The sequence below is a fragment of the Flavobacterium notoginsengisoli genome (genome assembly GCF_014207905.1).
Taxonomy (GTDB): Bacteria; Bacteroidota; Bacteroidia; order Flavobacteriales; family Flavobacteriaceae; genus Flavobacterium; species Flavobacterium notoginsengisoli_A.
On sequence record NZ_JACHLB010000001.1, the window covers coordinates 870,723 to 891,898 of the forward strand.

Here is a 21,176-nt window from a genome sequence, read left to right on the forward strand (position 1 = left end):
TTTTTCCTGGGTCTACCGGAGGAACACCGTCACCGCCACGAATCACTTTCAATTCAGTTGCTACTAATTTTTCATTTTGGAAATCTTCGAAATTTGCTTTATGATTTTTCATGATGCTTATATTTTAGATGTCTTTGTAATTGATTTTTTGGATGCTTTATATAGATGGAAAAAAATTAAGTATTTCCGCTACCGCCATTATTTTTTCCTGGGTCTACCGGAGGAACACCGTCACCGCCACGAATCACTTTCAATTCAGTTGCTGCTAATTTTTCATTTTGGAAATCTTCGAAATTTGATTTAGGATTTTTCATTTTTTTCTCTTTTTAAGTTATATTTTAATACTATAAATCTGTCATAAATATTTTTAAGCGATAATTTTAAAAGCGATAAAATCGAAATTTTTAATTGGTTACGCTAAAAAATTTTGGGTTTATTTTGATAAAAAAAGCTGTAAAATTGAACTTCTTTTTATAAGTTAAATCTCACTTTATAGGGTTTGATTTTTGCTTTTTTTGAGAGGTAATTTTGGTGCAATTAGGGGTCTTTTTTGATCACTTTTCGAGTCATTTTTTTACTCTTTTGACCACTTTTTTTTATTTAAAATAATGTACTTTTTATAGCTTCTTTTTCATGTTTTTTGATGTTTGAATTATTTCTTTTCCAAAACTAGATAAAAACATAAACCGTTAATCGAAAATTGGCTTTGTGAGCTTTTTATAGAAAAAAAATCAACATAAAGTATTGTTTGTCAAGCATTTGCAATATGTAGTATACTTGGTATAATTTATAAATTGTATGTGGTATAATTAATAAAATGTATGCATGTATGCGATATTTATCAATAAAAACCCCAATCTTTGCAGTGTAATCATGATTTAAAAACGGTCGAAAACGATGTTAAAACTGGTCCAAAAATTTCTTCAAATTAACAAATACTCAGACATAAAAAATGAGTTCAAGGATCTGTTTTTGTCTCATCCAAATTATCCGAGTTTATTTGCGATTACAGACTCGTTCGATTTGCTTTCTGTAGAGAACGCAGCGGTAAGAGTTTCGAAAGAACAAATTGTGGATTTGCCATCTAATTTTTTGGCTTATTTCAAAGATGAATTAATTCTTGTCGAGAAGATTAAAAATGGTGTTAGAATTACGACAACAAAAAAAGGAAGTCAAAAATTATCGTATGATAAATTTCTTTTAGATTGGAACGGAGTAATTGTTGCCATCGAGCCAAATAATGTTGTTGCAAGAGAAAATTTGAAAGTAGAGTACAATTGGTTAAAATATTTTATGCCTCTTGTTCTTTTAACAGGATTATCATTTTTCTATAACGACTTTGATTTGTTTAGTGGTTCATTTTTAATTACGTCAATTATTGGATTAGTAGTTAGCATATTCATTGTGCAGCAGAAATGGGGTGTTAAAAACACTGTAATTTCAAAATTTTGTAATTTAAGTTCTAACTCTTCTTGTCATTCTGTAATAAGTTTCAACGATGATATTGCAAATAAGTGGTTAAGTTTTTCAGATTTACCATTGCTATTCTTTAGCGCAAGCATTATTTCCATTTTAATACAGCCATTAAATTCTGCCATTTTTGTTGGTTTTTTAAGTCTGTTGGCAATTCCGTTAGTAGTTTGCTCTATTTGGATTCAGAAATTTGAAATTCAAAAATGGTGTGTTATGTGTTTAGCAGTGTCATTTTTGATTTTAATTCAAAGTGTAGTTTGGTTTTCATCAGACTTATTTACTTTGAGTTTTAGCTTAAATACAATTTTTCCTTATGTGTTTTCTTTATTGCTTTTAATACCAATTTGGGCGGCAGTTAAAGTGATGATTAAAAATATGTTGGATAATGAGAATTCATTGAAAGAACTTAAAAAGTTCAAAAGAAATTATTCTCTATTAAACTTCTTATCTAAGAAAGTAAAATACACTAAAGGATTTGAAGAATTAAGAGGCCTTAATTTTGGAAATAAAAATGCGGTAGTAAGACTTTCTATAATTATAAGTCCAAGCTGCGGACATTGTTACAAAACATTTCAAGAAGCATTTGATTTAGTATTGAAGTTTCCTGACAAAATATATTTAAACGTTCTTTTTAATATTAATCCAGAAAACAACGACAATCCATATAAAACAGTTGTAGAGAGATTGTTAACCATTAATAGAGTAACTCCAGGAAAAACTGTTGAAGCAATTTCCGATTGGTACATTAAAAGAATGGTACACAAAAAATGGTTAAAAAAATGGGCTGTAGATTCGGTAAGTATGATGATCAGTCAGGAAATTCAAAAACAATACGATTGGTGTTCAATGAATAACTTTAATTATACACCAGTAAAAATTGTAAATGAAAGATTATTTCCAAATGAATATGAATTAAATGAATTAAAATATTTCTTGAACGATTTTGTTGATGAAGTTCAAGTTTTAGAAAAAACAGCCTAAATATAAATAACCCCAAAAACCTGCAGTTATGTTAAAGAATATTTTGAAATTGAAAGGTGCAGTTGAATTGACTGCGAGTGAGCAAAAAACAATAAATGGGGGAAATGCTCCTATTTGTGATGACGGATTTAAAGCTAAAAGATGTACAGAGTTTGGAACTGTTCCTGCATACTGGAGCTGTTTGCCAAATAGCTACGTTGGAAGCTGTTAGTAGAAAAAATTAAGTATCAAGTTTTTGAAGATTTGAAAGCTTACACCCAGAAAAACGTAAATAACCAGTTATGTTAGAAAAAATCTTAAAAAGTAAAGAGACTAAAAAGCTGACGAAAAAAGAGCAGAAAAACATTTTAGGAGGCGAATCATCGGAACCAAATTGTTACAATGCTACAGCTGATAAATTTTATGCTTGCTAATTTGAATATTTAAATAGTAACAGAGTTTTAATCTCTGTTACTATTAAAAAAAAGTATTAGTTATGTTGAAGGAAATTTTAAGTCTTAAAGATGTTCGCAGTATAGATAAAAGTGAGCAAAAAAACATGAAAGGAGGAATTCCTCAATGTTGGATTTATGCCTTAGAAGCGGGATGCATTCTAATACCACCAGGCGAAACTTGTCCGATAAATACAGTAGCAGGTATTTGTAATTCAAGTCGTCTTTGTTGTTAATTTTTTAACTTTTTTAAAAGTAATACGATATAGCCTTATTTAGAATTTAGTCATGTTTTTTTTGAATGTATAGGCGCTCGATCGTGGAACATTGAGCATTTTCTTAGTATTGATGATTGGTACTAAGATTCTTAGGAGTTGGTCGCTGTGTTTGATTTTATTTGGTTAGGGTAAAACCGCGACCATGTCCTAAAGAAATTGTGTTGCTAAAAAATTTGTTTATGAATAGCCAAACAGAGAAGATTTAGGTCTTCTCTGTTTTTTTATGGATTAACAAGAATTTTTTTTCTTAAATTGGCTCTTGAATAAATCAAAATAAATTGAAAAAATTCGCACATTATAGACAAGCCGACATTAAAGATTGTGGACCAACATGTTTAAAAATAATTGCAAAACATTACGGTAAAACAATCAACATTCAGGAGTTGAGAGATTTTAGCGAAACAACTCGTGAAGGAAGTAATCTGCTTTTTCTAAGTGATGCAGCCGAAAAAATTGGTTTCAGAACTTTAGGCGTAAAATTGTCTGTATCAAGAATTGAAGAAGCGCCTCTTCCTTGTATTCTTCATTGGAACAACGACCATTATGTTGTACTTTATAAAATAAAAAAAGGGAAATTTTATATATCAGATCCAGCTTTTGGACTTTTGGAATATAGTAAAGAAGAATTTACCAAATTTTGGATTGGCAATAATGCGGGCGACGAAACCAAGGAAGGAATAGCACTCTTAATTGAAGCGACACCAAATTTCTTTCAGTCTGATTTTGATAAAGAAGAAAATTCAGGTTTAGGATTTAGATTTCTTTCTCAGTATTTATTTCAATACAAATCATTTTTGATTCAGCTTGCAATTGGCCTTTTTGCCAGTAGTTTGCTGAATTTGATTTTTCCGTTTTTAACCCAAAGTATTGTCGATGTCGGAATTCAGAATCAGAATATTAATTTTATCTATCTCATTCTTTTTGCAATGCTTTTTATTTTTGCTGGAAGAACAGGTTTAGAGTTAATTCGAAGCTGGATTTTACTGCATTTATCTACAAGAATTAATATCTCGCTGATTTCAGATTTCTTTATCAAATTAATGAACCTACCAATTTCATTTTTTGATGTTCGAATGACAGGAGATATTATGCAGCGAATAAACGACCATCGACGTATCGAAAAAATCCTTACTACATCTTCCTTAAACGTGCTTTTTTCTGTAATTAATATGTTTGTTATGGGCGCGGTTCTAGCTTATTTTAACTTACAGATATTTTTGGTCTTCTTTTTAGGAAGCGTTCTTTACTTCGGTTGGATCACTTTGTTTTTAAAAAGAAGGGAAGTATTAGACTATAAGCGTTTTGCCGAAGTTTCAAACGAGCAGAATAAGGTAATGGAGCTTATAAACGGTATGCAGGAAATAAAACTCCATAATGCAGAAAAACAAAAACGCTGGGGATGGGAATATGTGCAGGCTAGACTTTTTAGAGTTTCTATAAAAGGTTTGGTTTTAGAACAATCTCAAACAATTGGTTCTTCTGTCATTAACGAATTAAAAAATATTTTCATTATTCTGCTTTCTGCCAAATTGGTAATTGAAGGCTCAATTACGCTGGGTATGATGCTCGCAATAAGTGCTATTGTGGGAAGTTTAAATGGGCCGATTACGCAATTAATAGAATTTGTGAGAGAACTGCAGGATGCTAAAATTTCGCTTGCTAGATTGTCTGAAATTCATCAGAAAGAAGATGAGCTGCAACAGGAAGCACATCAGACAAATGAGATACCTCATGATGCCGATATTGAAATCAAAAATCTTTCTTACCGCTATTTAGGTGCAGATGCTCCAGTTTTGGATAATTTGAATTTGGTAATTCCCGCCAATAAAGTAACCGCTATTGTTGGAGTCAGCGGAAGCGGAAAAACTACTTTAATGAAACTGCTTTTAAAGTTTTACGAACCCGAAAAAGGAGAAGTCTGTATAGGAAATGCACAGCTTAAAAATATTTCGCAAAAAGCATGGAGATCAAATATAGGAGCTGTAATGCAGGAAGGATTTATTTTTAGCGATACCATTGCCAATAATATTGCTTTTGGATCTGATAGAATTGATAAGGAAAGATTGGTATATGCCTCAGATGTAGCTAATATTAAAGAATATATTTCCGGCTTGCCTCTCGGATATAATACAAAAATTGGAGCAGAAGGATTAGGAATGAGCACAGGGCAAAAACAACGATTGCTTATTGCAAGAGCAGTCTATAAAAATCCAGAAATTCTATTTTTTGACGAAGCAACTTCAGCTTTAGATGCCAATAATGAGAAAGAAATTATGAAAAAACTGGATATTTTTTTCAAAGATAAAACTGTAGTTGTAATTGCGCATCGATTAAGCACAGTGATGAATGCCGATCAAATTGTGGTTTTAGATAAAGGAAAAATTATCGAAATGGGAAGCCATTCTGCATTAGTTGCCCAAAAAGGAAATTATTTTGAACTGGTTAGAAACCAATTGCAATTAGGAAATTAATCATGAACGAAGATACATTTGAATTAAGAAGCGAAGAAGTTCAGGACATTCTGACCAAAGTGCCTCATTGGATGATTCGATGGGGAACTGTTCTGATATTTGCCATAATTGTGATGCTGTTTTTTGTTTCCTGGTTTGTAAAATATCCGGATGTAGTCAAAACAGAAATTGTAATTACAACCAATATTCCGCCAGAGAAAATCGTTTCAAAATCTTCTGGACGCATCGAAGCGATTTTAGTAAAAGACAAAACGCCAGTTGCAAAAAATAGCACATTGGCTATTATTGAAAATACTGCCAATTATAAAGATGTTTTCTTGCTTAAAAGCATTGTGGACGGTTATGATATCAATAATTCGAAAAAAGCTTTTCCTTTTGCTTCGCTAAAAAATACGCAGTTGGGTGAAATTGAAAGTGCTTTTGCTGTTTTTCAAAAAGATTATCAGGCGCAGCAGCTTAATGAAAGCCTTCATCCGTTTGAGGTTGAAAGCAAGGCGCAAAGTTCGGAGAAAATCCAGCTTAAAGAAAGATTGGATATTCTGCAGCAGCAAAAGGTGCTAAATGAGAGTGAACTTGAATTGCAGAAAAATGAAATTGCGCGTTTTGAAACATTATTCAAGAAAGGAATTATTTCTGCTCAGGAAATGGAAGCTAAAAAATTGGGATATCTTCAGGCAATGAAGAGTTATAAAGGGCTTTTAACCTCAATTTCTCAAATAAAGTCCTCTTTGATTGACAATACCAAATCAAGTCAGAATTCGCAGATAAATAGTACAAAAGAAGAAGTTAATCTAGGCAGGAGCATGGCGCAATCTTTTTATCAGCTAAAAAAAGTGATAAAAGATTGGGAACTGGCTTATACGCTTAAATCTTCTGTAAGCGGTGTGGTTACTTTTCTGCAGGTTTGGAATGAAAATCAGACTATAAATGTGGGCGATAATGTTTTTTCAATAATTCCCGATGCCAAAAATACTTTTATAGGAAAAGTGAAAGCTCCAGCGTTAAATTCAGGAAAAATTAAAGTAGGCCAGCGTGTCAATATTCGTCTGGCAAATTACCCAGATAGAGAATTTGGCGTACTAAAAGGTGAGATTAAAAATATTTCCTTGGTGCCAGATAAGGACGGAAATCTGTTAGTAGATGTTGCGCTTCCAAACGGATTAAAAACATCTTACGACAAACAAATTGTTTTTCAGCAGGAAATGAAAGGGAGTGCAGAAATTGTAACCGAAGATTTGCGATTAATAGAAAGAATTTTATATCAGTTCAAAAGCATATTTGAACAGGTTTAATAACCTCAATTACTAACTAAACCCAGTCATTTTTTAATGAAAAAACATCTACTAATTCTCATTCTATTCCTATTTCAAAACTCATTTTCAAAACCGATTTCAGAAACTCAAAAGCTTGCCGTAACCTGCAAAGTATGGGGATTTTTAAAGTATTATCATCCGAATGTTGCGAATGGAAATTTTAATTGGGATGAACAGCTTTTTAAAATATTACCAAAAGTAGCAGAAGCAAAAACGGATACCGAATTCTCGAATGTAATTGAAAAATGGATTAATTCTCTGGGAAAAGTAAAAGCTTATAAACCAGAAACCTCAAATGAGGTAATTGATTATTTTGATAAAAATTTTGATCTTTCATGGACACAAAATCAAGAATTATTTTCAAAGAGTCTTTGCCAAAAACTCAAATTTATCGAACAAAATAAAATTCAGGGAAAACAATACTACGTTGAGAAAGGAACTGAATTTACAAATGAAGTTGAATACGATCGGTTTGATGATAAAGATATAAACTTCAGACTTTTAGCGCTATTCCGTTTCTGGAATTATGTGGAGTATTTTTTTCCATACAAATATCAAATGGATCAAAATTGGGATTCTACTCTAGTTGAATTTTTGCCCAAAACAATTAATCCTATCTCAGAAGCCGATTATTATTTATCATTCAAAGAATTGAGTGCTAAATTAAATGATACGCACGCCTATTTCGGAGCCAATAAATTATTCCAAATTTATGGATGGAATTCTGTTCCTTTCGAATTTAAATTTATTGACAATAAAGCAATTGTTACCGGTTTTAAAAATGAATCTTTGTCAGCTTTAAATGATATAAAAATAGGAGATGTTATCACTAAAATACAAGGTAAGCCAATCGATATTCTTATAAAAGAAAATTTGAAATATGCTGAAGGAGCTAATTATGCTGCGAAATTAACTCGTTTAGAATGGCCAATTTTTTCGCAAAAAGGGAATGTTGCAGAAATTGAATTTTTGAGAGATGGTAAAATAGGAGTGAAAGAAATTAATTTTTACGAGTATAAAGATCTAAAAATTAATTACGAGAATAATAGTGAGAAATATAAATTCTTAGAAAATAATATTGGATATGCTAATTTGGCTGTATTAACTCCAGATGATGTTCCTGCAATGATGGAACAGTTTAAAAATACTAAGACAATTATTTTCGACATTCGAAACTATCCGCAAGGAACTAATTTTGCAATTGCAGAATATCTAAATCCAGAACCGAAAAATTTTGTAAAATCTATAGATGCCGATTTAAGTTCGCCAGGACGTTTTATTTGGAGAAAAGAAGATACACCATGCGGGAAAATTAACCCAGATTATTATAAAGGAAACGTTATTCTTTTAGTGAATGAAAAATCGATAAGTCATTCTGAATTTACTGCAATGACATTAAAAGTTGCTCCAAAAGCAACCATAATTGGTAGTCAGACAGCAGGTTCTGACGGAAGAAGTTATCGATTTGAAATTATAAAAGGCCTTTGGACATCTTTTACAACTTACGGCGTTTTTTATCCCGACAAAAAAGAAACACAACGTATTGGTATTGTTCCTGATATTGAAGTAAAACCTACAATTCTAGGTATTCAGCAAGGAAAAGATGAGGTTTTGGAAAGAGCAATTCTTTTTGCTAAAAACGAAAAATAGTATGAAAAAAACGTTTTTTCAATCTCGATAATTAATTAGACAATCAACTCACTTAATTCTGGTTTTTAATGAAAAAGTATATTTTAATTCTACTACTGTTTTTGTTTCAAAACTCATTTTCAAAACCAATATCCGAAACTCAAAAGCTTGCTGCAACGTGCAAGGTTTGGGGGTTTTTAAAATATTACCATCCGAATGTTGCAGATGGAAGTAAAAATTGGGATGAGCAATTATTTTTGATTTTACCTCAGATTGAGAAAGCTCAAACATCTGAAGAGTTTTCTTCCGTTATAGAGAAATGGATTGTTTCTTTGGGAGAAATTAAGTCTTATAAAGCGGTTACTTCTGAAAAAAAGAAAGATTATTTTGGTAAAAACTTCGATTTATCATGGATTTCTAATAAAGAATTATTTTCGAAAGCACTTTCTAAAAAATTAAAGTTTATTGAGGAAAACAGAATTCAAACAAAACAATTTTACTTTGAATTTACAGAAGATGATACTAAAGGTGTTTTTGAAGAATTTAAGAACGAAAATAATTATCCCGATTTTCAGTGGACCGATAAAAATCTGAGACTTTTAATTTTGTTCCGATATTGGAATTATGTAGAATATTTTTTTCCTTATAAATACCAAATGGATCAGCATTGGGACAAATCGCTTTCAGAAGTATTGCCGAGTTTTGTTGCTCCAGAATCAGAGGCCGATTTTCATTTCACATTGAAAGAATTAGTTGCAAAGTTAAACGATTCACATGCTTTTTTGTCATCAAGAGTTTTGTTTTTAAACTTTTCAGGAGATAAATTTATTCCGTTTGAAACGAAAATTATTGAGGATAAAGCGATTGTTGTAAAATTTAAAAATGATTCTCTTGCAAAAGTAGATGATATTAGGATTGACGATGTCATAACAAAAATTGATGGTAAAGAGATTGCTGAAATTTTAAAAGAAAAAGCAAAATATGTGGAAGGATCTAATGCTCCAACTGTTTTAAGAAACCTTAATGGAATTGTTTTTAATGGAAAATCAAAAAATGTAGAGATTGAATTTATAAGAGACGGCAAGACGGAAGTGAAATCAATAAATCGATATCTTTTTAAGGATATGAAGACGAAGCCTGTTGAACAAAAGGAAAAATGGAAAATTTTGGAAGACAATATCGGCTATGTCAATTTTACTTCGTTGGTGCGCGATGATATTCCTGCTTTAATTGAAAAATTAAAAGACACTAAAGCAGTAATTTTTGATAATCGCTGCTACCCTAATGGTGTAATGTCTACGATAGCCGAGTGGATTAATTCCGAATCTAAAGATTTTGCAAGATTTACTTACCCGGATATCACATATCCAGGAAAATTTTATTGGAGTAAAAATTTTGATATAGGAAGTAAAAATCCGAATTATTATAAAGGAAAAGTTATTGTTTTAGTAGATGAAAATACGCAAAGCCACGCAGAGTTTACAGCGATGAGCATGCAAACGGCGCCAGATGTTACAATAATAGGAAGTCAGACTGCTGGCGCTGACGGAAACGTATGTAGTTTTCAGATTATAAAAGGATTTTATACTGCATTTAGCGGAATAGGTGTTTTTTATCCCGACAAAAAAGAAACGCAAAGAATAGGTATTGTTCCAGATATTGAAGTAAAGCCAACTCTTTTAGGGGTTCAGCAAGGAAGAGATGAAATTTTAGAAAGAGCAATTCTTTTTGCTAAAAATGGGAAATAATAAAGTATAATTCTTTGTCAAAGTTTTAAACTTTGACAAAGATGATTTTACATTTTCAAGTAAAAATCTTTAGTCAATTCGATATATTCTGGAGTATAAACGTGTCTTTCAATTTCGATTACTAATTCATCGGTCGCAATTTCAGAAACTTCTTTTCGGCTAAAAGCTAATAAACTTCTTTTTATTTCTGATGTTGGAGTTCCTTTAACACGAGTAATTTTTATTGGATAGAGCTCGAATTCTTTAGCCAAAGCTGTAAATTTTTCTTCTTCTTTAAAAGGAATAATAATAGCTAAAATTCCATTTTCTGAAAGCAGTAAATCGGCAGCTTCTGCAATTTCTTCAAAAGGCATTGCATCTTGAAAACGTGCTAAATCTCGTTGTTCGTTTTCAGTTTTATAATCTTCGGAATAAAAAGGCGGATTAGAAACAATCAAATCATATTCGTCTTCAGGCTCTTCAATAAATTCATCCAGACCAGCATGAAAACAAAATAAACGATCTCCCCAAGGCGAGGTTTCAAAATTTTCTACTGCTTGTTCATAAGCATCTTCATCAATTTCTAAAGCATCAATTTGTTCGGCATTACTTCGTTGGGCAAGCATTAAAGCGATAACTCCAGTTCCCGCACCAATATCCAAAACACTAAACGGATTATGTGAAATAGGAGCCCAAGCACCAAGTAAAACACCATCTGTGCCAACTTTCATAGCGGTCTTTTCTTGTTTAATAGAAAATTGTTTGAAGCTGAATGTAGACATTTATGAAAATTAAAATCTGTTAAACACAATGACTGGAAACTGTCACTGGGACTGAAAACTTTTACAAGTACATCTCAATAAGACCTTCAGGAAGATCCATGATTACTTTTTTGTTTTCGCGGTCAATTTTTACTAAAAACTGATCGATCATTGGAACTAAGATTTCTACTTCGCCATTTAATACTTCAAAAAGAGGTTGAGCAGAAGAATCATTAATAGAAGTAATTTTTCCGAAAACACCCAAACGTTTGTCTTCGATTTCAAAGCCAATAACTTCGTGGAAATAAAATTTGTTACCTGTAAGTTTTGGTAACATAGTTAAGGGAAGATAAATGCCATTTCCAACAAGAGCATCGGCATCTTCTTCTGTATTTACATCTTCAAAACGAACTCTTAAGAAGTCGTTTTTATGCATAGAACTTGATTCAATAAAAAAAGGAACCAAGTGTTTGTTGTGTTCAACAAACACTGATTCCAGATTTTCGTATAACTCAGGTTCGTCTGTATCTAAGTAGATCAGAACTTCACCTTTGAAACTAAATTTTTTAGCGATTTTACCTAAATAAAAACATTCTTCTTTACGCATTATCGCTAAGTAAAATTATGCTTCAGTTGTTTCGTTATTCTCTTCAGCAGCAGGAGCTTCTTCAGTTGCTTCAGCAACTTCTTCTGTAGCTTCTTCAGCTTGTGCAGCGGCAGCAGCTTCAGCTTGTGCAGCAGCAGCATCAGCAACACGTTTAGCGTTAACTTCTTTTTCAGCTTTTAATGCTGTAGCTTTAGCATCAGCTTTTGCTTTAGATAAACCATCTTTTTTAGCATCAACTTTTCCAGCTTTAGCCTCTAACCAAGCTGCTAATTTAGCATCTGCTTGCTCTTGAGTTAAAGCTCCTTTACGGATACCTCCATCAAGGTGGTGTTTCAATAAAGCACCTTTGTAAGAAAGGATAGCTCTTGCAGTATCAGTTGGTTGTGCACCATTGTGTAACCATTTAACTGCACTGTCAAGGTCTAACTCAACAGTTGCTGGGTTTGTGTTTGGATTGTAAGTACCGATTTTCTCTAAGTATCTACCATCTCTTTTTGAGCGTGCATCTGCAGCTACTACCCAGTAAAAAGGTTTTCCTTTTTTACCGTGTCTTTGTAATCTAATTTTTACTGACATAATCTTATGATTAAATTTTGAGGTACTCGACCTCCGTTAATTAAGGGCGCAAAGATATAATTTTTTTATGAATAATGTGTTTCAAAATTGATTAAATACTAATAAGATGAATTTTTGCCGTTTTTTAAGCTATTTTGCTTTAATTTTGAAACGTAATTAGTTGTAAAACGGTACTTTTGCGTCAAATTCATTTTAAAATATGAAAAAATACTTTTACTTTTTATCATTCTTACTATTAATAACATCTTGTACAGAGGATATAAAATTTAATAATCCTGCTTTTCAAACTTTAAAAGATAATGTTTTTTGGAGAGGACGTAGTTATCATGCAGAAAGAGAGTCAAATGGAGTTTTTGGTATTCAAGGTTCTCTTGGGTATGAAACAATAAGTTTCCGTATACAGAATCCTAATGAGGATACTTATATTTTAGGTGTAAACAATACTGCTACAGCAACTTATAAAAATACACTTTCTGGACAGGAAGCAGAATTTACAACTGGAGAAGGAAGAGGAAGTGGTCAAGTTACCATTACCGAATACAATACTGTCGATAAAACAATCTCGGGAACATTCAAATTTAAAGCTGTCAATGTTAAAACTGATGCTGAAAAGCAGGAAATCAATTTTACAGAAGGCGTTTTCTATAAAATTCCAGTTGGCCTAGGAGCAAATTTCACAACAGAGTAAGTTCTTGATTTAGCTATATTTTATCAAATCAAAATAAAAACTTAAATAAATTCATAAGATAGTAGATTAGATAAAAATAAAACTACATTTGTTTATTATTATAAATAAATATCTATGAATATTTTTGTTGGAAGCCTTCCATTCAGTATTGAGGAAGCAGATTTAAGAGAGTCTTTTGAGGCTTATGGAGCAGTCGACTCTGTTAAAATTATTACTGATAAATTTACTGGAAGAAGTAAAGGCTTTGGTTTTGTTGAAATGCCAAATGATAGCGAAGCTCAGAAAGCTATTGACGAATTGAACGGTGCTGTTGTTTCAGGACGTACAATCGTTGTAAATAAATCTGAGCCGAAACCAGAAGGCGAAAGAAGAAGTTTTAATAACAACCGCGGAGGAAATAATCGTGGTGGTTACGGAAACAACCGTGGAGGAGATGACCGCGGAAACAGAGGAGGATATTAATATTTTTTTTCTAAAATATAAAAGGGATCAACTTTCGTTGATCCCTTTTTTTGTTGTTTTTGTTTCAGGTTTCAAGTTTCAGGTTTTTCCAACTTGAAACTTGAAACAAATAAAACTTGAAACAAAAATTATACATTCGCAGCTAACCAGTCACCAACTTCTTTAGTACCGTATGCTTTGCCTCCGTTTGCTAAATCTTCAGTAACTACTCCAGCTTCTAAAGCCTTGTTTACAGCATCTCTCATTGCTTTTCCTTCTTCCATTAATCCGAAATTTTCGAACATCATGGCAGCAGATAAAATAGTAGCCATCGGGTTGGCAATATTTAATCCTGTAGCTTGTGGGTAAGAACCGTGAATAGGTTCGAATAATGATACTTCAGCTCCCATAGAAGCAGAAGGCATTAATCCCATTGATCCAGAAATTACAGAAGCTTCGTCTGTTAAGATATCTCCAAATAAGTTCTCCGTAATTAATACGTCATAAGAGTTTGGCCATTGAACCAAACGCATAGCAACAGCGTCAACAAACTCGTAGCTAACTTCAACCTCTGGATAATCTTTTTCCATTGCCTGAACTGTTTCTCTCCATAAACGTGAAGTTTCCAAAACGTTTGCTTTATCAACGCAACATAATTTTTTAGAACGAGTCATTGCTAATTCGAAACCTTTTTTTGCTAAACGCTGTACTTCCGCTCTTGTGTAAACACAGTTGTCGTAAGCTGTATCTCCGTTATCTTTTCTTCCTTTTTCACCAAAGTAAATTCCGCCAGTTAATTCTCTTAAGAAAACTAAATCTGTACCCTCGATTCTTTCTCTTTTTAAAGGAGATTTATCCAATAAAGATGGGAATGTAAAAGTTGGTCTTACGTTTGCAAACAAACCTAAAGCTTTACGCATTTTCAATAAACCTTGCTCTGGACGTACTGGCGCAGAAGGATCGTTGTCGTATTTAGGGTGTCCAATTGCTCCAAAAAGAACCGCATCGGCATTTTTACAAACTTCGTGTGTTGCGTCTGGATAAGGTTCTCCAACTGCATCAATCGCAGCAGCTCCGGTTAAAGCTGGTTTCCATGTAATTTCATGTCCAAATTTTTGTGCAATAGCATCAGATACTTTTACAGCTTCATTGATTACTTCTGGTCCGATTCCGTCTCCGGCTAAAAGGGCTATGTTTAATTTCATTCTATATGTGTTTTTATAAGGTTCAAAGGTTCAGAGGAACAAAGGTTCAGAGGTGTTGGGATGAAAATTGCTTTTTTAGCCTTTGTCCCTTTGTTCCTCTGAACCTTTGTACCTGATATTAAGTTATAATGTTAAGCATTTTCTGCGTTGCAATAATCGCTGCAACAGTTTGGTCAGAATCTAATCCGCGGGTTTTGAATTCTTTTCCGTTGTTGGTCCATGTGATAATGGTTTCGCACAACGCATCAGAACTACTTCCTGGAGGGATTCTTACTGCGTAATCGATCAGTTTCGGAAGTGTTAGTTTTTTGCTTTTGTAAATCTTTGATAAAGCATTCATAAAAGCATCAAACTGACCGTCTCCCTGCGCATTTTCTTCGATTATTTCTCCGTTTAAATTTAAAGATAAAGTCGTAGATGGGCGCATTCCTTTAGAATGTACCAGCATATAAGAGTTTATGGTAATTTTTTCTTCGTAAGTATGACTGTCCAAAACATCTGAAATAATGTATGGAAGATCTTCCTTCGTAACGGTTTCTTTTTTGTCGCCCAGTTCAATAATTCTTTGCGTAACCAATTTCAAATCTTCGTTGTTTAATTTTAAACCTAATTCCTGAAGATTCTTTTCGATATTGGCTTTTCCAGAAGTTTTTCCTAAAGCGTATTTTCTTTTTCTTCCAAAGCGTTCCGGAAGTAAATCATTAAAATAAAGATTGTTTTTATTGTCTCCATCAGCATGGATTCCCGCTGTTTGAGTAAAAACGTTATCACCAACAATTGGTTTGTTGGCAGGAATTCTGTAACCCGTGAAAGTCTCCACCAATTTGCTTACAGAGTATAAAGAGGTTTCTTTAATGTTGATGCTAACTTCTGGTAAATAATCATTGATTACGGCAACAGTACTTTCTAAAGGCGCATTTCCAGCGCGTTCTCCCATTCCGTTTACGGTTACGTGAAGTCCGTTGATTCCCGCTTTTATAGCTTCCATAACGTTAGCAACGCTTAAATCGTAATCGTTGTGTGCGTGGAAATCAAAATGAATGTTCGGATATTTTGCTCTGATTTTTGAAATAAATTCAAAAGCCAAAGACGGAATCAAGACACCTAAAGTATCTGGAAGTAAAACTCTTTTGATTGGTTGTGTAGCTAAGAAATCTAAAAATTGAAAAACATAGTCTTGGGAATTTCGCATTCCGTTGCTCCAGTCTTCCAGATAAACATTGGTTTCAATATTGTTCTTTTGTGCTAAAGAAATGATTTCAGCGATTTCAGAAAAATGCTGTTCTGGAGTTTTTTTTAATTGATGCGTTAAGTGATTCATTGAACCTTTGGTCAACAAATTCTGAACTTTGGCACCGGCTTTTTTCATCCAGTCAATTGAAACGCCTCCATCAACAAACGTCAGGACTTCAATTCTGTTGATATAACCTCTTTCTTCAGCCCAAGAAGTAATGCCTTTTACGGCCTGAAATTCTCCTTCACTTACACGTGCGGAAGCAATTTCGATTCTATCAATATTTAATTCCTCCAACAACAATTGCGCAATGGTTAGTTTTTCTGCAGCAGAAAATGAAACTCCTGAGGTTTGTTCACCATCACGAAGCGTCGTATCCATTATTTCAATTTTTCTTTTTTCCATATTGATATTCTAAATTCCTTTTTTTATAAGGTAAATTTTTGTTGTGTTGTCTTGGTTTTTTAACTTATAAAGACCCGACAGGTTTTAAAAACCTGTCGGGTCTCAAAGGACTGAACCTGATTTTTTTAGTAAGGAAGTTTATCAGCAAAAGCTTTAATATCTTCCTTCATATCTTGTAAATAATCAATGTCATCAAAACCATTGATTAAGTTGTTCTTTTTGTAACCGTTAATAGCAAATGATTCTTGCTCACCAGTTGACAATAAAGTAATCGTTTGGTTTGGAAGATTGATTTCTAATTCTGTATTAGGATCAGCTTCGATAGCTTTGAAAATATTAGCTAAAAATTCTGGGCTGATTTGTACTGGCAAAACACCAATATTTAAACAGTTTCCTTTGAAGATATCAGCAAAGAAAGAAGAAACTACAGCACGGAATCCGTAATCGTAAACTGCCCAAGCAGCGTGCTCTCTAGAAGATCCAGAACCGAAGTTTTTTCCTCCAACAAGAATTTTTCCAGAGTAAGTAGAGTTGTTTAAAACGAAATCTGCTTTTGGAGTATCATCTCCATTATATCTCCAGTCTCTAAAAAGATTGTCTCCAAAACCTTCACGTTTTGTAGCTTTTAAGAAACGAGCCGGAATGATTTGATCTGTATCTACGTTCTCAATTGGCAACGGAACTCCGCTGCTTGTAAGTATATTAAATTTATCGTATGCCATTGTTTTTTTTGCTTTAGGCTGTAGGCAATAAGCTTTAGGCTTTTTTCTACAGCAATTGTTTTTTTGCTTTAGGCTTTAAGCAATAAGCTGTAAGCCTTTTTTAAGTTCCGTTGTAAAGCTTAAAGCCTATTGCTTAAAGCTTACAGCTAGAAAAGAATTAAAATAATTCTCTTGGGTCAGTTAATTTTCCAGTTACTGCTGCCGCTGCTGCCATAATTGGAGAAGCTAAAAGCGTTCTTGAACCAGGACCTTGACGACCTTCAAAGTTTCTGTTTGAAGTACTTACTGCATATTTTCCAGCAGGAACTTTATCGTCGTTCATTGCTAAACAAGCAGAACATCCCGGCTGACGTAATACGAAACCAGCTTCAGTCAAAATATCTAAAATTCCTTCTTCTTTAATCTGTGCTTCAACAACGTGAGAACCTGGAACTAACCAAGCCGTAACATTATCTGCTTTTTTTCTTCCTTTTACAATTTCAGCAAAAGCTCTAAAATCTTCAATACGTCCGTTTGTACAGCTTCCTAAGAAAACGTAATCGATTTGTTTTCCGATCATTATGTCGTCTTCGTTGAAGCCCATGTAAGCCAAAGATTTTTTGTAAGTTTCCTCACCGCCTTCAACTTCTTTAGCATTCGGAATATGTTTTGTGATACCAATTCCCATTCCTGGGTTTGTACCATATGTAATCATTGGTTCGATATCTTCAGCTTTGATGTTTAATTCAGCATCAAACACAGCATCAGCATCTGTTTTTAAAGTTTTCCAGTATTCAACAGCTTTTGTCCAAGCTTCTCCTTTTGGAGCGTAAAGTCTTCCTTCTAAGAAATCGAAAGTAGTTTGGTCAGGAGCAATCATACCTCCACGAGCACCCATTTCGATACTTAAGTTACAAACTGTCATACGGCCTTCCATAGTCATGTTTTCAAAAACATCACCAGCATATTCAACGAAGTAACCTGTTCCTCCAGAAGTAGTTAATTGAGCAATAATATAAAGTGCAACGTCTTTTGGACCAACACCTTTACTCAATTGACCATTTACGTTGATACGCATTTTCTTTGGTTTTGGTTGCATAATACATTGAGTAGAAAGCACCATTTCAACCTCAGATGTTCCGATACCAAAAGCGATAGCTCCAAAAGCACCGTGAGTAGACGTATGCGAATCTCCACATACAATAGTAGCACCTGGCAAAGTAATTCCGTTTTCAGGACCTACTACGTGTACAATACCATTTTTTTGGTGACCTAATCCCCAGTGCGAAATTCCGTATTCGTTAGCATTGTCTTCAAGAGCTTGAAGCTGATTAGCAGAAAGCGGATCCTGAACTGGTAAATGTTGGTTTATGGTTGGTGTATTGTGGTCGGCAGTTGCAAAAGTACGTTGTGGGTATAATACGTTAACGCCTCTTGATTTTAATCCTAAAAAAGCAACAGGACTCGTAACTTCATGAATGAAATGGCGGTCAATAAAAAACACATCTGGCCCATCTTCAATTTTACGCACAACATGTGAATCCCATACTTTGTCAAATAATGTCTTACTCATTTTTTATTTTTTTTAATTGTAATTTCTATAACCACAGCAATTTCCTGTTCATTATAATAGCAAAACAAAAGTAAAAAAAGATACAAAAGCGTCAATTTCGATATTTCATTATATACGATACCCAAACTAATTTACAAATTGCCAAACGGCTTTTGTAAGCTAAAATTTGAAAGAAAAATGATTAAGAAACTGATTTGCTTTTGCTTTTTCGGCTTTAATTTTCATTGTTTGTTTTTTGTTTTAATAGTTTGCAAATTTATCTCAAAATCAATACAAAATATAAGAATTTGATTGAAAAAATCTAACAAAATGTATAAAAATAGTAATAATTGTTAGTTTTGATTTTTTTGCAAAAGGGATGCTTTTTTGGTTTTTTAAAGCTTTTAAAGGAGTTTTTAGGGCACTATTTAGATTCAATAAAAGGTCGAAATACTACGACGTCCAAGAAGTGTATTTTTATGAAACTTTATGATTTTTTGAGACAAAAACTGATTTTTTTAGGGTAGTTTTTTTGAAAATTAATTCAGCGAATTTTTAAATTCTAATGGAGTCAGACTGGTTTTCTTTTTGAATAATTTACTAAAGGATTGTGGGTATTCAAAACCTAATTGATAAGCAATTTCTGCTACCGAAAGATTGGTCGTGATCAGGAAATCTTTTGACTTTTCTATTAATTTCGAATGAATATGCTGTTGCGCATTTAATCCGGTCAAATTACGAAGCATGTCGCTTAAATAGTGGGTTGAAACATTAATTTGCGAAGCCAGAAATTCTACTGTAGGCAATCCCTTTTTTAAGGTTTCGGCATTGCTAATGTAATTATCCAGAGTTTCTTCAACCTTTAATAATAAATCGTGGCTGATGGTTTTTCGGGTAATAAATTGGCGTTTGTAAAAACGATTACTGTAATTCAGAAGAACGTCAATATAAGAAACAATCAAGTCTTGACTCATTTCGTCTATTGCAGTATTGAGTTCATTGTCGATGCTTTGTAATAATCCAATAATAATGGTTTTCTCACTGTCTGAAAGATGCAGTGCTTCATTGGTATCATAAGAAAAAAAGCCGTATTTTTTGATGCTTTTTCCGAGAGGATAATTTCGAATAAAATCAGGATGAAATAAAAGTGTATAACCGCCATATTCAACGCCTTCTTCATTTTCAGTAAAAATCAACTGATTAGGAGAAGCGAACATGAGTCCGCCTTCATTAAAATCATAATAATCCTGTCCGTAACCCATTTTTCCGTTGGTAGAAAACTTATAAGAGATCTTATAAAAATCAAGTAAAAAGGAATGGTTGGCTAAATCTTCATTTAAAACCAATTGAGTATTGTCTACCAAACTAACCATTGGATGAAGCGGTTTTGGTAATCTTAACAGGTCGTGAAACTGCGATATAGAAGAGATTTTTGCCGGAGTATTGTTTTTCTTTTCCATGATATAAAAGTATGAAAATTAAAGGACTAATTAAGCTTTTCGAAATGTATTGAACTATCTATTTGATTTTAAAGGACAAGCTTCGGAGAAGCGAAATATTTATAGAAATCAGGATTTATTGGTGAGGGCAAAGCTCCAGCGGAGCGACATATTCATTGCAAAATATATTTCGCTCCGCTGGAGCTCTTTTGCATCCTTTATGATTGAATTTCTATAAATATTTCGCTTCGCTGGAGCTTAATAAAAAGAATGTTTAATGCTCTCTGGAGAACCTTATTAGGAATAATTATGCACCCAAAAACTGTTTTCCAAATTCGGTACGGAAAGTTTCTGCACCCAATTCTAATCTTTGTTTGTAAAGTGCTTTTGCATCTTCGCCGGCAACATATCTTAATTGGTTTTTTCCGTCGGTTGCAGCTTCATAAACTACATCGGCAATTTGTTCTGGAGTCGATGCCATTTCAAACATGGTGTCTACACTTGCAAACATGCTGTTGGTCATCGCTTCATACTCAGGTTTTGCGCCAGTGTCAAGTGAACCATGCAGGAATTCTGTTTTGATACCGCCCGGAGAAACCGTTTTGATATGTACTCCAAACGGATTTAATTCGTAAGCCATACTCTCGCTCCAGCCTTCCAATCCCCATTTTGTTGCGTGATAAATTGAGCCTAAAGGAAAAGCAATCAATCCGCCGATAGAAGTGGTTGAAATAAATAAACCGTTTTTTCTTTCTCGGAAATACGGAATAAAAGCATTTGTAACTCGAATTACTCCCAACAAATTAGTGTTCAATTGTTTTGTAATCTGATCATCTGTAAGGCTTTCTAAAGGCCCAATTAAACCATAACCAGCATTGTTAAAAACGATATCTATATCGCTAATTTCTAGAGCTTTTTGGACTGTGTTTTGAATCTGCTCATAATTCGTAACGTCTAATGGTAAAAGCGTTACATTTTTTAATTGAGAAAGTTCCGTTTCTTTTTCTGGAGTTCTCATAGTTGCGATTACATTCCATCCTTTTTCGTGAAATAATTTTGCTGTTGCTTTTCCTAAACCTGATGATGCGCCTGTGATAAAAATTGTCTTCATGATTATTATTTTTTAATTGTTATAATTTGATGAAGCAAAGTTCAGGATACACTGCAGCTTAAAAGTGCTCATTTTGGTTCAATGAGTATCCAAAATGAATAATCGGAGTTTTTTAATCTGAAAAACTTTTGAACGTAATTATTTTAAACACAT

General features: G+C 33.3%; 20 protein-coding genes. 10 read left to right on the forward strand and 10 right to left on the reverse strand.

Annotated elements, in window-relative coordinates; all coding sequences use genetic code 11:
- Positions 1-176: 176 nt before the first annotated feature.
- Positions 177-314 (reverse strand): rSAM-modified peptide, encoded by a 138-nt coding sequence (locus tag HNP35_RS03740; protein ID WP_184158331.1) that lies wholly within the window; start codon positions 312-314, stop codon positions 177-179.
- A gap of 583 nt (positions 315-897) precedes the next feature.
- On the opposite strand from HNP35_RS03740, the gene HNP35_RS03745 reads away from it, so the two are divergent.
- From HNP35_RS03745 to HNP35_RS03775, 8 genes are all read left to right on the forward strand, one after another.
- Positions 898-2,454: a vitamin K epoxide reductase family protein gene (locus tag HNP35_RS03745; protein WP_184158329.1), complete on the forward strand. Its 1,557-nt coding sequence runs from the start codon at positions 898-900 to the stop codon at positions 2,452-2,454.
- A 28-nt stretch (positions 2,455-2,482) separates the two neighbouring features.
- Positions 2,483-2,665, forward strand: coding sequence for a hypothetical protein (locus HNP35_RS03750; protein WP_184158327.1), 183 nt, complete (start codon positions 2,483-2,485; stop codon positions 2,663-2,665).
- A 70-nt stretch (positions 2,666-2,735) separates the two neighbouring features.
- Positions 2,736-2,867, forward strand: a complete 132-nt coding sequence (locus tag HNP35_RS23870) for a hypothetical protein (protein ID WP_260402231.1) — start codon at positions 2,736-2,738, stop codon at positions 2,865-2,867.
- 62 nt (positions 2,868-2,929) lie between these two features.
- Positions 2,930-3,121 carry a hypothetical protein gene (locus tag HNP35_RS03755; protein ID WP_184158325.1) on the forward strand — a complete coding sequence of 64 codons (192 nt, stop codon included), beginning with the start codon at positions 2,930-2,932 and terminating at the stop codon, positions 3,119-3,121.
- A gap of 320 nt (positions 3,122-3,441) precedes the next feature.
- Positions 3,442-5,634, forward strand: coding sequence for a peptidase domain-containing ABC transporter (locus tag HNP35_RS03760; protein WP_184158323.1), 2,193 nt, complete (start codon positions 3,442-3,444; stop codon positions 5,632-5,634).
- Positions 5,635-5,636: 2 nt separating this feature from the next.
- The gene (locus HNP35_RS03765) at positions 5,637-6,926 is read left to right on the forward strand and encodes an HlyD family secretion protein (RefSeq protein WP_184158321.1); all 1,290 of its coding nucleotides are present in this window, start codon (positions 5,637-5,639) and stop codon (positions 6,924-6,926) included.
- 36 nt (positions 6,927-6,962) lie between these two features.
- Positions 6,963-8,597, forward strand: coding sequence for a S41 family peptidase (locus HNP35_RS03770; protein ID WP_184158320.1), 1,635 nt, complete (start codon positions 6,963-6,965; stop codon positions 8,595-8,597).
- 68 nt (positions 8,598-8,665) lie between these two features.
- A complete protein-coding gene (locus HNP35_RS03775) occupies positions 8,666-10,324 on the forward strand; it encodes a S41 family peptidase (protein ID WP_184158318.1) in 1,659 nt (552 codons plus the stop codon).
- 47 nt (positions 10,325-10,371) lie between these two features.
- Here HNP35_RS03775 and HNP35_RS03780 read toward each other — a convergent pair whose 3' ends face one another.
- From HNP35_RS03780 to HNP35_RS03790, 3 genes are all read right to left on the reverse strand, one after another.
- On the reverse strand, positions 10,372-11,085 hold the full coding sequence (locus HNP35_RS03780; protein WP_184158316.1) for a tRNA1(Val) (adenine(37)-N6)-methyltransferase: 714 nt from the start codon (positions 11,083-11,085) through the stop codon (positions 10,372-10,374).
- Between the two features lie 61 nt (positions 11,086-11,146).
- Positions 11,147-11,671, reverse strand: coding sequence for a ribosome maturation factor RimM (gene rimM / locus HNP35_RS03785; RefSeq protein ID WP_184158314.1), 525 nt, complete (start codon positions 11,669-11,671; stop codon positions 11,147-11,149).
- A gap of 15 nt (positions 11,672-11,686) precedes the next feature.
- Complete coding sequence (locus HNP35_RS03790) at positions 11,687-12,247, reverse strand: 30S ribosomal protein S16 (protein ID WP_184158312.1); 561 nt, start codon at positions 12,245-12,247, stop codon at positions 11,687-11,689.
- A gap of 199 nt (positions 12,248-12,446) precedes the next feature.
- On the opposite strand from HNP35_RS03790, the gene HNP35_RS03795 reads away from it, so the two are divergent.
- Positions 12,447-12,935, forward strand: a complete 489-nt coding sequence (locus HNP35_RS03795; protein WP_184158310.1) for a DUF6252 family protein — start codon at positions 12,447-12,449, stop codon at positions 12,933-12,935.
- Positions 12,936-13,049: 114 nt separating this feature from the next.
- Positions 13,050-13,397, forward strand: a complete 348-nt coding sequence (locus tag HNP35_RS03800) for an RNA recognition motif domain-containing protein (RefSeq protein ID WP_184158308.1) — start codon at positions 13,050-13,052, stop codon at positions 13,395-13,397.
- 128 nt (positions 13,398-13,525) lie between these two features.
- Here HNP35_RS03800 and leuB read toward each other — a convergent pair whose 3' ends face one another.
- The 6 genes from leuB to HNP35_RS03830 all read right to left on the reverse strand — a co-directional run bounded on the left by leuB (position 13,526) and on the right by HNP35_RS03830 (position 21,023).
- On the reverse strand, positions 13,526-14,581 hold the full coding sequence (gene leuB, locus HNP35_RS03805) for a 3-isopropylmalate dehydrogenase (protein ID WP_184158306.1): 1,056 nt from the start codon (positions 14,579-14,581) through the stop codon (positions 13,526-13,528).
- A gap of 118 nt (positions 14,582-14,699) precedes the next feature.
- Positions 14,700-16,220: an alpha-isopropylmalate synthase regulatory domain-containing protein gene (locus HNP35_RS03810; RefSeq protein WP_184158304.1), complete on the reverse strand. Its 1,521-nt coding sequence runs from the start codon at positions 16,218-16,220 to the stop codon at positions 14,700-14,702.
- A gap of 125 nt (positions 16,221-16,345) precedes the next feature.
- Positions 16,346-16,942 (reverse strand): 3-isopropylmalate dehydratase small subunit, encoded by a 597-nt coding sequence (leuD, locus tag HNP35_RS03815; RefSeq protein WP_184158302.1) that lies wholly within the window; start codon positions 16,940-16,942, stop codon positions 16,346-16,348.
- A gap of 157 nt (positions 16,943-17,099) precedes the next feature.
- Positions 17,100-18,494 carry a 3-isopropylmalate dehydratase large subunit gene (leuC, locus tag HNP35_RS03820; protein ID WP_184158300.1) on the reverse strand — a complete coding sequence of 465 codons (1,395 nt, stop codon included), beginning with the start codon at positions 18,492-18,494 and terminating at the stop codon, positions 17,100-17,102.
- A gap of 518 nt (positions 18,495-19,012) precedes the next feature.
- Positions 19,013-19,933 (reverse strand): helix-turn-helix domain-containing protein, encoded by a 921-nt coding sequence (locus HNP35_RS03825; protein WP_184158299.1) that lies wholly within the window; start codon positions 19,931-19,933, stop codon positions 19,013-19,015.
- 286 nt (positions 19,934-20,219) lie between these two features.
- Positions 20,220-21,023 carry an SDR family oxidoreductase gene (locus tag HNP35_RS03830; protein ID WP_184158297.1) on the reverse strand — a complete coding sequence of 268 codons (804 nt, stop codon included), beginning with the start codon at positions 21,021-21,023 and terminating at the stop codon, positions 20,220-20,222.
- Between the last annotated feature and the right edge of the window lie 153 nt (positions 21,024-21,176).